Origin of the sequence: Arsukibacterium sp. (assembly GCF_033722355.1) — a bacterium.
Taxonomy (GTDB): Bacteria; Pseudomonadota; Gammaproteobacteria; order Enterobacterales; family Alteromonadaceae; genus Alishewanella.
Window position 1 is genome coordinate 1 of record NZ_JAWVZF010000087.1, and the last position, 10919, is coordinate 10919.

Genomic DNA, 10919 nt, shown 5'->3' on the forward strand with positions numbered 1-10919 from the left:
AGCTGGCGCTGTGGCGTGAAACATCAGCAGTTTAACCCAGTAAGAGAATTTCAGATGGAAAGTACATTCAGTTCACCGGTCCCGGACACGGGGCCCGAGCGCGTGCGTCTGCTCGAAACAATGATGCTAATCCGTGCTTATGAAGAACAGTTAGCCCGGTTGCAAACCAGCGGTACTCCGGGGTCCTGCACCAGTGTTGGTCAGGAAGCCTGTGCGGTAGGGGTGATAAGCGCGCTTGATAGCCGCGATAAAATTCTGACCAATCATCGCAGTGCGGCGCATTTGCTTGCCCGTGGTGCTGAACCCGGCCGGCTGATGGCCGAAGTGATGGGACGGGTTGATGGTTATTGTGGCGGTCGCAGTGGCAGTTTACATATTTCTGTCAGAGAACTGGGAGTGGTACTGACGTCGACCATCGTCGGCGGTGAATTGGCTATGGCCCCCGGCGTGGCTCTGGCGCAGTCGATGGGACAGGGTGAGCATGGCGGTATCGTTACTGTGTTTTTTGGTGACGGCGCGGCATGTGAAGGCATATTTCACGAGGCGTTAAATCTGGCGGTGCAGTGGCAATTACCCTTGTTGTTTGTCTGTGAAAACAATCAGTGGCAGGCCTTTGTCCACCGGCTTGAGACCATGGCTGACAATGCTATTTCGCAGTGGGCTCTTGGCCATGGTTTGCCAACTATCAGCGTCGATGGCAATGATGTCGAGGCTGTTTATGCTGCAGCAAAGCAGGCGGTAGCAACGATCCGGGCCACCAGTCAGCCGCAGTTTCTGGAGCTTGTTACTTACCGGCAACGCGGTCACTTTGAACCGGACGATCAGGCCTATGTCGATACTGCCGAGCTGGCTTACTGGCGCCAGCGTGACCCGATTAGCCGTTACACAGCTCAATTACAGCAGCACGGCCTGCTTGAGCAAAGCAAGTTAGCCGCGATAACGCAGCAGGTCAGTGACCAGATCGCTGCCGCAGTTGAATTTGCAAGCGCGAGCCAATGGCCCGATCCGCAACAATTAACAGAACATGTCTACGCCTGAAAGTGGTCCGGAGGATATCAAGATGGCACGTTTAACGGTTGAGCAGGCTATTTATCAGGCATTGCACGAAGAAATGCTCCGTGATGGCCGTGTATTATTGCTTGGTGAGGGGGTGGCGACCAAGCGCCGCGACCTGGTACAGACATTCGGCACCTTGCGTGTTCGAAATACGCCGCTGGCGGAAGCAGTTATTGGCGGTACCGCTGTAGGTGCTGCTGCCAGCGGCCTGAGACCCGTGATCGACTTACTGTTCGCGCCTTTTCTGACCTACGCGATGGATGCGCTGGTCAATAGTGCCGGTAAGCTGCGCTATATTTCCAACGGCCAGTTCAGTTTCCCGCTGGTGGCCATGAGTTTAACCGGTAGCGGCTGGTGTGTAGGCGGTCAGCATAATCATAATCTGGAGGCGATATTTGCGCATGTTCCGGGGTTAAAAATCGTGATGCCTTCTGAGCCCGCTGATTTCAAAGGCCTGCTCAAGTCGGCGATTCGCGATGACAATCCGGTGTTGTTTTTCACCGATCTTGGCTTATTGCACCAGCAAGGTGAGGTGCCGGATGACGACGACTATCTCGTGCCACTGGGCAAGGCGGCTATAAGGCGTCCGGGCACTGATGTTACCTTAGTCAGTTATGCCAAAACCGTTGGCCTGTGCCTGGAGGCAGCCGCCCAGCTGCAGGCACAGCATATTTCGGCTGAGGTCATCGATTTGCGTAGCATAAAGCCGCTGGATGAAGCAACGATACTGAGCTCGGTAAGTAAAACCGGACGCTTAGTCATAGTGCATGAAGCCAGCGGTCTATGTGGCGTCGCTGCCGAAATTGCTGCCCTGGCTGCAACCAAGGCGTTTGCCGCGTTACGCTCGCCGGTGATCCGACTGACCGGACCTGATGCACCCGCCGCGTCGTCCTGGGTACTTGAGCAGGCCGCTGTACCGCAGGTTGATGCAATCGTTGGCGCAGTGACGGAATTGATGCCGGTCAGTTGCCGCCAATTTGCTTAAGATATAACGGCCGGCTGACGGATAAGCGAAAGCGTCCGCGGCCGGCTTTGTCGATGCTCAGAAAAGAACAGCGCTCAGCCAGGCGCCGTTGCAGTAATATCAGGCGGGCTTCCAGATTATTGCCGATATCCGGCAGGCCCAGCGAACTATCCAGTCGCAGCTCCCGGTTACTGAATTCAGTACGGCCACACTGAATATGTTGCCGCAGCAGTTTCCACATTATGGCGCCGGCTACGCCTTTAATCAGGTAATCATTGTCAATAAACACACTGTGATCCGCGACATAATAATCTATCGTTGCCGGTTTACCTGCTGCCAGGGTAACCGGCGGCATATCAGTAAGCAGCTCGGCCTGCGGCTCGCTGTTATATTCCTGCAGAGATAAAGCCTGAGCCAGAAAGTCAGCAACGATCAGCAGTGCGTCTTCATCTTCCCAGCTAAAACGCATCTCTTCAACACTCTCAGCATATAACACACCCAGCAGGCGTTGCTGATGAATGACCGGCACCGCTAACTGGCTACGGGAGGTCGCCAGGCCCGGCAGCGGAATTTCGGTTTCAAGTTCAGGTGCTTCCTGACTTTGTAAAAAACTCTGCCGAACCGCATGACTATACAGATACTCCTGTGCCATATGGCCTATCCTGACAGGAATGCCCTCGCGGGCAGCGACGCCAATTATGCCTTCCCCCAGCGCGATTTCTGAGCCGACGCCTGACACGTCGTAACCGCGACTGGCCAGGGTATATAATTTGCCGGCACTCTGATCGTGCATTAACAGCATAGCGTGCGGCATCTTAAACTCTGACTCCAGGCATGCCAGTGTCTCATCCAGCAAGCTGGTAATATCTTTACAGGCAGCCAGTCGCTTAATGCTGCTGCGCAGTGCCGGAACCAGGCTGACACTGCTGCTATCCGGCGTCATGTTGCTGCCGGATTTAAATCTGACATCGAGAACCCGGTATACGTCTGAGCCCTGCAGATGAAATATTTTGCTCATGCCGGCATGGGAGGCAATCCCGGCAAGTTTTGCTTTCATATATTCAAATAACGGGCCTGAAGTTTCGGTATGCAGGTACTTCAGATCAATCTGATAAATCGCAGCGGTCAGGGGATCAATGACCTGCAGCGTCGCCAGAGAATTAGCCAGAATATTACGCCGCGTGGTATTAAAAAACTGAAAAGACAAAGCCAGATGGTCATCATCAATATAATGGGCATGCGAAAGATAAGCGACATTGGGTATACCGTCGACATCACAGGTGGCAAGGGCCGACGGTACTGCGCCCTCAAAGCATCGGCGAAGTGCCTGTAAAGTCAGTTTCATGGCTGAGGCACCAGGCGCTGACCGGCGCTGACACCGGGAGTTTGGTTAAACACGGCTGAGGGACAAAAGGTGACTGCCAGCAACTCTCCGTGCCCGTCAGAGATGGCGGCCTCGGAATAACTGGCACTGTAACCAAGCACCAGCAGCTCTTTTCTGATATCCCTGAGGTAGCAGGAGATAAAATGGCGATCATTGCCGGATATTGGCGAAATGCAGGTACCTGCCCCTTTAAGCTGAAAGGTTTCATGGGTGCGGCCCAGGCAAAAGGCAACCGCCAGCACCGTCTGGGGAGTGAAAGTCAGTAGCCAGGACGCTGAGTGCGCTGCTGATACAAAGACAGTGACGCTGCGCCTGTCTGCAGAAACCTGGCAGCCATAGCCGCGCATCAGGGTTGGCACCCTGGCAGCAGTGCAAGCAGCAATATTAATAAAAACCGGACCCTGTAAAAAAGCGGCCAGTGATTCATCCAGAATTAACGTATCCATCAGGTTTTGTGTCATGAATAAGCTCACAACAGTATGACGAAGCAAGCATAGCAAAAAACTAACGCCTGGCAATCAGATTGATAACGCTATCTGAGCATTTAGACGCTACTGTGCTGCAGGAGTTAACTGACACTGAGCAACAGCAGTATCAGCAGATTGCAAGGCGGTGAAAATTTGCTGCTGACTATCGAGCAGCATGCTATTGGCAGGTGCCTGTTGCAGGGCCTTAGCAATTAAGGCTGTTGCTTGCTGATGACAACCAAGCTGACTTAACAGCACCGCATAATTGTTCAGGTAGGGTACTTGTTGCCCGGCACTGGCCAGGCCTTGTTCAAACCAGTTAGCAGCAATTAACGGCTGACTGGAAAAATAATAATTACCCAGTAAAAAGTACGGCAACCAGTACTCAGGCCACTGCACTGTCGCCGTTTTTAGGGCAGCAATACCGGCATCTGTCTGGCCGGTATTAATAAGATCCTGACAGGCTTTGGTAAAAATAAAAGGGTCAAGCTGCGGGCTGCTTTTGCCAGGCGGTAACATGGCCAGCATCCAGTAATTGGCGCGGCGCCAGGTGCGTTCGAAAGTAGCAAAATTCAGGCGATGCGCTTCAGTTACTCCGGTATGTAAAACAACTTCTTTTGCGGCGATGTCATAACCAATAACCACGGCGTAATGCCACTGCGGTAACCAGGCAATAGAATTATTTTGCAAGACAATAACCGGAATATCCTCGGCAACCAGGCTAAGTAACTGGCTCAGCGTCGCGCGTTGCTGGTAGGCCACCAGCCCTAATTGTCGGGTAGCCGCTGCCATTTCAATTTGCAAGGTGCCTTCCAGGCCAGGGGTAAAAGTGGCCGGAGCAATATCAGCCGGGCTGCTGTTGACCCCATAAAACCCGGCGACCTCCGCTAAGGTGGTCGGACCACAGAAGAATGCCTGCTGCGGGTAAAAGGGCACCTGAGCAATAGTATGCGTGCGGGTTATAGCCGGGGGCGCCGTCAGTAATTGCCGGGTTTGAGGTGGCGACTGGCAGGCTGTAAGCGTACTTAGCATAACAGCCAGTAAGACGGCCAGCAAACCAGCTGAGCGGCCGGTTTGCCATCCTAAGCGCATAAAGAACTAAGAGCCGCCGACCGGGCGGATAAACGGATAAACGTCAGTGATCCCCATTAAATCGAGCACCGCCACAACGACCAGAACCGTGACGATTGTACCGACTATCCCGCCAGCGGGCATCTCGTTCAGTTGATTGTTAAAGGCTTCCAGCTCGTCATGGGTCATACTGGCAATACGCAGTTTGGCATCTGCCGGGCTGACACCCAGTTCAATCAGTTTATTTTGCACTTCGGCGGTATCAACATACGCCAGCACCTGTTGCTTGGTATATTGATGCTGCTGGTCTGCAATGACCTGATCAGAGCCGTAAACCGCCGCCGTTGCCTGACTACTACCGAAAAATACGGTACCAACGAGCGTAATTGCACTTGCCAAACTGATTTTTAAAAGTCTGTTCATTATAAATACATCCTTATTTCTTGTTTACAGGGCAAACGTCGTCACTAGATAACTGCTAAGTTGTTGAATATTAACTATGCAATGCCTCTGAAGCATAGCCGGTTCATCTTATCTTTGCAAACAGCCGGCAGCCGTTTGCTGCCGGTGGCGATCAGTGCTGATAGGAATAACTACCTGATAAGATGCCACTGGGTTTGCCGGCCCGCCAGATAAATAACCTGTTGGCCATCAAAATAAGCGCTTTGCTCCAGTTTAATTTGCACGGTCTGATCCCACTCTGGTACCCGCTGTTTGATATTGCCTTCTATGGCATAGGCTGTATTGGCATAAAGCGGCCAGTCGCCTTGCACAGCAGTAGGGCCCTGATTATCCCACATACCAATAGTAGGGCCGGGCGCATGACCAACGAAGCCCAGCGCGTGGGTATAGGTACTGCTGGTTATGCCAGCGCGTTTGGCTGCCTTGATGGTGTTTGCCAGCACCGCATTACCGCTGCGACCGGCTTTGAATTCAGCGGTTAATATGTCCTGCCAGCGATTACCGGTAGCCAGCGCCGCCTGTAGCCCCGCAGGTGCTTCAGTTTCGTGATTATGCAGCACATAAGCCATTTCCTGGGTGTCGGTGCAAAGGGTCAGGTAACAAATACCGACATCAGTATGCAACACATCTCCACGCTGAATAACGCCACTACTGCCACAGAACGGATTATCGTCCGCACAGGCCAACCCCTGGCGCTGCAGGTTAACGTAGGGCATAAACCATACTGGTAACTCCAGCTTTGCGAAACGCTCGCGTAAATACCAGGCAACATCATCAGTTGTGGTCACGCCGGGGGTAATGACTTTGTTACTGAACGCTTCAGCAATCACTGCCCGGGCCAAACTGACAACCTGTGGATAAATTTCAAGCTCTTCCTCAGTGCGCTGTTCCAGCCAGCGCACGACAAGCTGCTCAGCTGATACCAGCCGGTGCTGATACTCTGCCGGCAGCACCTTCAGTACTTGCTGATGTAAGCCTGCTGTCAGGCCGTCGGCAACAGGCCAGTGCTCTGACGTATTGATTGCTATTTTTTGTGGCTGACGCTTAATAATTTCTGCCGCCAGTGCCTGCCATTGCTCAGTTAAATTCCCGCCTGCCCAGGCTGATTCATAAGGCGCACCAAGCGGGTATCGGTTAACGGACAGCTTTTCGACGCGGCCATCGGCCAGGCGGTTAAACAACAGCATAGTGGTGCGCCGTGCTGCAAAGGAAGGTTGAGGTACCAGTGTGAAGTACACCGGATCTTCAGCATACTCGCGGTTAATCACCAGCCACATATCGATACCGGATTCAGCCATTAATTGCGGCAGCAGCTTCGCTAAACGATGCTCGGTCAGGCGGTTGACCACCGCCACCCGCTGCCGTGGGCTCAGTATCTGATAATCGCTGGCAGCGGTTAGCACCCGGCTCTGGCTGAACTGAGCCGGGTTGGCTTGAGCCAGAGGGGGCAGCAAAACTGCCGCTAATGCAACTGATTTAAAAAGCGTTCTCATGAATATGCCTGTTTAGTAGCTTCGACAGGTTGTTTTAATGCAGAAAAGCGCAAATTGCAATTTTTCAATCCTGACCTGCTATAGTGATAACACCCGGCAGATTTATCATATAATCTATTACATTCAGTTATTTCCGGAGCCCCGTTAGCGATGAGTATTGCAGGCAACAGCAGACGTCCCTTATGGTTGTTCGGTGGCTTGTTGCTGCTTTTGCTGCTAATCGCCCTGTGCTGGCGGTTTGCCTGGGATTCAGACTGGTTGTCAGTGGAGCAAACAAAGCAGGTCATTGCCACAGCTGCCGGCTGGCACGGCGAGTTATGGTTGTGGCCACTGCTTGTCGCCGTTTTTGTGGTGCTGCTACTTCTGATGTTTCCATTGACGATTCTGGTGGTGCTGACCGGATTTTTGTATGGCCCGTGGTGGGGATTTTGTTATGCCACGCTCGGGACACTGGTCTCAGCAATGGTCAGTTATGAAATCGGCAGGCTGACCGGACAAAAAGCGCTGTTGCAGTTTGGCGGCAGACGTTTGCTTAACATTTCACGCTATATTGGTGATCGCGGTATCCGGACAATGATTGTTATCAGCATTTTACCGCTGGCGCCCTTTACGCTGACCAACATTATGGCTGGCGCCTCCCATATCCGGTTCTGGCCTTATCTGGCCGGCTCCGCGATTGGTATTATACCGGGTATTGCGCTGGTAAATTTTGCCGGCAGCCAGCTGAATGCCCTGTTACAAAGTACCGATACAAAAGACGTGGTGGTTAGTGTCAGTGTAATCGCGCTGATTGTGTTGATTATCCTGTACGCGCCGCGTTGGTTAAAAAAATATATCAGACGGCGCAGCAGCCGTTAGCAACTCCGGATTTGATGCCCGGGGATAGTCGGGTACCTGAACCGCATTAACGGTTACTGTCAGAGTACACCATAAAAGGGAGGCCGGCGGCTTTAGCCCGGTACATCGCTTGATCGGCCAGCTCAAATAAACGGTGCGGTTGCTGACTGTGCCGGGGTGCTAACGCAATGCCGATGCTCATATCCAGTTTTACTGTCAAATCTGTAACTTGCGCTGGTTGCTGGCTGATACTCTGAGGTTGCCGGACAACCTGATATATCCGCTCGGCGATGGCGCTGACTTCATTGTCATCAGAAATATTAACCAGCACCGCAAATTCATCTCCGCCTAAGCGGGCCAGCGACTCTGTTTCGCGGACGACATTTTTTAAACGTTTGGCTAAATCAGCTAAAACCTGATCGCCTGTTGCATGGCCATAGGTATCGTTTACTGTTTTAAAGCCATCTAAATCAATGATAAACAGCGCCAGTTCGGCGTGGCTGCGTTTATTATTGACCAGTTTAGCCAGGCCGTCATTTAGCTTTGCTTCAAAATAGCGACGGTTGGGCAGGCCGGTCAACGGGTCTAAATTCGCTAAGCGCTCCATTTCCAGTAACTTACCAACTCTGTCAGTAATATCGCTGTTTATCGAGATATAGCCAGTGTAGCGCTGTTGCTCATCGTATAAAGGTTCCGCGTAAACATGCACCCAGATAGGCTTCATGTGTTTATTGTAATACAAGATATCGGCATTGATGGGCTGCTGCTGCCGGACCAGTTGCTGAATTCGCTGAATGGTAGCCGGGTTGGTGTCAGGCCCGGTAAATACGGCCAATGGGGTTTTACCGGTAATTTCCAGCTGAGAGTAGCCACTTAGTTTGCAAAAACCCCTGTTACACCAGACCATTTCATTTTCAGTGTTGGTGTAAACCACACCATTAGCAGTTTGCTCAGCAATCCAGGCCAGCCTCTGATTCTCAGCCTGTAACGTTCTTAGGTAATATAACTGAAGCTCGGTTTCTGCGCTTCTGGCCAAATCAAGTAATAATGCCTGCTCGTTAGGGGTCAGCGTTCTGGGCTTACTGTCGATTAAACACAGAGTGCCAAGGGCATAACCGGCATAGCTGCGGATTACGGCCCCGGCATAAAAACGGATAAAGGGCTCTTTGGTTACCAGCGGGTTATCAGCGAAGCGTGGGTCCTGCATGGCGTCGGGAATAATCAGAAGCTCTTTCTCTGAAATTGCATGGGTACAAAACGAGATGTCGCGGGCAGTTCCTTCAAGACAGGTACCCAGACGGGCTTTAAAGAACTGAGTCCGTTTATCGACCAGCGTCAGTAGCACGATATCGGTGTTAAATAACGCTTTGGCCAGGCGGGTAATGCGGTCAAAACGCTCATCAGGTTGACTGTTGATCAAGCCAAGTTCATGCAGCGCGGCCAGACGGCTCTCTTCATCTGTTAACGTCGCTTTGTGTGGCATAACGATTTTCCCTTATGAATTTTTAGTACCGCTATTACCAGTGAAACTGAAAAATCAGGTCCGGTTGTATTTATCCAATATACGCTTAGGGTTACAAAATAGCCTGCAATATTTACGGCGACGCGCAACGACAAGCCGGTGCGGCTATTTTGCGATACACTATGCTCAGTAAAACTGAAAGGAGCTGTTATGCCGCGTTATTCTGCTGATTTTATTAAAGCCATGCCGAAATCTGATTTGCATCTGCATCTGGATGGCAGCCTGCGGCTGGACAGCCTGATTGACATGGCTAAACGCACTGGCACTACCCTGCCAGCACAGAGTGTCGATGGTTTAAAGCAGCGGGTATTTAAAGATAAATACCAGAATCTCGGGGAATATCTGCATTGTTTTCAGTATACCTGTGCCGTGCTGCGGGACCCCGAAAATCTGGAACAGGCTGCGTATGAACTGGCCGTTGATAACCAGTTGGAAGGTGTTAATTACATTGAAGTACGGTTTGCACCGCAATTGCTGATCGACCTGAGCCGTGGTATTGACTTTGATCAGGTGATGCATGCGGTTAACCGGGGCTTAAAGCGGGCTGGGGATGAGTATAATGGCACCGAAGCAGTACTTAGCGGCAATAAGCCTCCTTTTGGTTACGGTATTATAAATTGTGCGATGCGAATGTTTGGTGATAAAGGATTTTCGCCTTATTACACCAACTTATTCCAGCTGATGCGCGATTTTGCGCCAATGGATGTAATTAAACTGGCCGCGATGGAGCTGGTACGGGCCAGTGTCAGGCTGCGCGATGAGGAAGGCATGCCAATTGTCGGTCTGGATTTAGCCGGACAGGAGTCAGGATATCCGGCCAGTAAATTTAAAGAAGTGTATGAGTACGCTCATCAGCATTTCATGCTGAAAACCTTGCATGCCGGCGAAGCCTATGGTGCCGAGAGTGTGTTCGAAGCCATTACGGAATGTTATGCAGACCGGATTGGTCACGGCTATTCAATGTTTATCCCTGAGATGATCCATAGTCCCGAGATTATCGATAAGGCGGCGTATATTCGTAATCTGGCCAGCTATATTGCCGATAAACGGATTGCCATTGAAGTCTGCCTGACCAGTAACCTGCAAACTAACCCGCAGCTGACCGATATTCGCCAGCATCAGTTTAAAGCAATGCTGGATAACCGGATGGCGACGGTTATCTGCACCGATAACCGGCTGGTGTCAAACACCACTGTCTGCAATGAATATCAGCTGGCGCTGGATAATTTTGATATTCCACTGAAGCGGTTAAAAGATATGGTGGCTTACGGGTTTAAGAAAAGTTTCTTCCCGGGTAGCTATGTTGAGAAACGCCAGTACGCTAAGACCTGCCTCGATTACTTTGATCGGGTTGCCCAGCAGTATGGGTTTATTTGAATTAAAACAATTACTTAATTCTTGTGTCGCAAATTGCATACAGCTTAAATTGTTGATATTTAGAGGTTTTTGGTATGCGTCGCCAATAGTGTCGCTAATGGCAGACACTATTGGCGGAAAAAACTGTTAGTGCGACTTATTTATATTCTAAGATATTGATATAAAACAGTAATAAAAGTTGGCACGAGAGTTGATACACCCACGGTAATTACCGGAGGTGTGTTATGGATTTATTCTTAGTATTTATCACGATGTTCCTGGTTGCCAATATGATGTTAGTGGTAGC

The 10919-nt window shown here is 51.1% G+C and carries 10 protein-coding genes; 4 read left to right on the plus strand and 6 right to left on the minus strand.

The window, feature by feature from the left end; translation table 11 throughout:
• Positions 1-1038: thiamine pyrophosphate-dependent dehydrogenase E1 component subunit alpha (locus R3177_RS09270; RefSeq protein WP_318970754.1), on the plus strand; the 1038-nt coding region annotated here is incomplete at its 5' end.
• A gap of 22 nt (positions 1039-1060) precedes the next feature.
• Entirely contained in the window at positions 1061-2041 is a 981-nt protein-coding gene (locus tag R3177_RS09275; protein ID WP_318970755.1) for an alpha-ketoacid dehydrogenase subunit beta, read from the plus strand.
• Here the strand turns inward: R3177_RS09275 and R3177_RS09280 are convergent.
• The 5 genes from R3177_RS09280 to R3177_RS09300 all read right to left on the minus strand — a co-directional run bounded on the left by R3177_RS09280 (position 2019) and on the right by R3177_RS09300 (position 6897).
• A complete protein-coding gene (locus tag R3177_RS09280) occupies positions 2019-3365 on the minus strand; it encodes a GAF domain-containing protein (protein ID WP_318970756.1) in 1347 nt (448 codons plus the stop codon). The genes R3177_RS09275 and R3177_RS09280 overlap by 23 nt on opposite strands.
• Positions 3362-3865: a hypothetical protein gene (locus R3177_RS09285; protein ID WP_318970757.1), complete on the minus strand. Its 504-nt coding sequence runs from the start codon at positions 3863-3865 to the stop codon at positions 3362-3364. The genes R3177_RS09280 and R3177_RS09285 overlap by 4 nt, the downstream gene beginning before the upstream one ends.
• A 90-nt stretch (positions 3866-3955) precedes the next feature.
• Positions 3956-4963: a PA2778 family cysteine peptidase gene (locus R3177_RS09290; RefSeq protein WP_318970758.1), complete on the minus strand. Its 1008-nt coding sequence runs from the start codon at positions 4961-4963 to the stop codon at positions 3956-3958.
• Between the two features lie 6 nt (positions 4964-4969).
• Positions 4970-5365 carry a PA2779 family protein gene (locus R3177_RS09295; RefSeq protein WP_318970759.1) on the minus strand — a complete coding sequence of 132 codons (396 nt, stop codon included), beginning with the start codon at positions 5363-5365 and terminating at the stop codon, positions 4970-4972.
• A gap of 170 nt (positions 5366-5535) precedes the next feature.
• Positions 5536-6897 carry a M24 family metallopeptidase gene (locus tag R3177_RS09300; RefSeq protein ID WP_318970760.1) on the minus strand — a complete coding sequence of 454 codons (1362 nt, stop codon included), beginning with the start codon at positions 6895-6897 and terminating at the stop codon, positions 5536-5538.
• A 150-nt stretch (positions 6898-7047) separates the two neighbouring features.
• Between R3177_RS09300 and R3177_RS09305 the strand changes: the two genes are divergently transcribed.
• Complete coding sequence (locus R3177_RS09305) at positions 7048-7755, plus strand: TVP38/TMEM64 family protein (protein WP_318970761.1); 708 nt, start codon at positions 7048-7050, stop codon at positions 7753-7755.
• 46 nt (positions 7756-7801) lie between these two features.
• Here R3177_RS09305 and R3177_RS09310 read toward each other — a convergent pair whose 3' ends face one another.
• On the minus strand, positions 7802-9217 hold the full coding sequence (locus R3177_RS09310; protein WP_318970762.1) for a diguanylate cyclase domain-containing protein: 1416 nt from the start codon (positions 9215-9217) through the stop codon (positions 7802-7804).
• A 189-nt stretch (positions 9218-9406) separates the two neighbouring features.
• On the opposite strand from R3177_RS09310, the gene R3177_RS09315 reads away from it, so the two are divergent.
• Positions 9407-10633 (plus strand): adenosine deaminase family protein, encoded by a 1227-nt coding sequence (locus tag R3177_RS09315; RefSeq protein WP_318970763.1) that lies wholly within the window; start codon positions 9407-9409, stop codon positions 10631-10633.
• The last annotated feature ends 286 nt before the right edge of the window (positions 10634-10919 follow it).

Coding starts and splice junctions, on each gene's coding strand:
- R3177_RS09295 (WP_318970759.1), bottom strand. CDS start 5,365: ATGAACAGACTTTTAAAAATCAGTTTGGCAAGTGCAATTACGCTCGTT.
- R3177_RS09300 (WP_318970760.1), bottom strand. CDS start 6,897: ATGAGAACGCTTTTTAAATCAGTTGCATTAGCGGCAGTTTTGCTGCCC.
- R3177_RS09315 (WP_318970763.1), top strand. CDS start 9,407: ATGCCGCGTTATTCTGCTGATTTTATTAAAGCCATGCCGAAATCTGAT.
- R3177_RS09290 (WP_318970758.1), bottom strand. CDS start 4,963: ATGCGCTTAGGATGGCAAACCGGCCGCTCAGCTGGTTTGCTGGCCGTC.
- R3177_RS09305 (WP_318970761.1), top strand. CDS start 7,048: ATGAGTATTGCAGGCAACAGCAGACGTCCCTTATGGTTGTTCGGTGGC.
- R3177_RS09280 (WP_318970756.1), bottom strand. CDS start 3,365: ATGAAACTGACTTTACAGGCACTTCGCCGATGCTTTGAGGGCGCAGTA.
- R3177_RS09285 (WP_318970757.1), bottom strand. CDS start 3,865: ATGACACAAAACCTGATGGATACGTTAATTCTGGATGAATCACTGGCC.
- R3177_RS09275 (WP_318970755.1), top strand. CDS start 1,061: ATGGCACGTTTAACGGTTGAGCAGGCTATTTATCAGGCATTGCACGAA.
- R3177_RS09310 (WP_318970762.1), bottom strand. CDS start 9,217: ATGCCACACAAAGCGACGTTAACAGATGAAGAGAGCCGTCTGGCCGCG.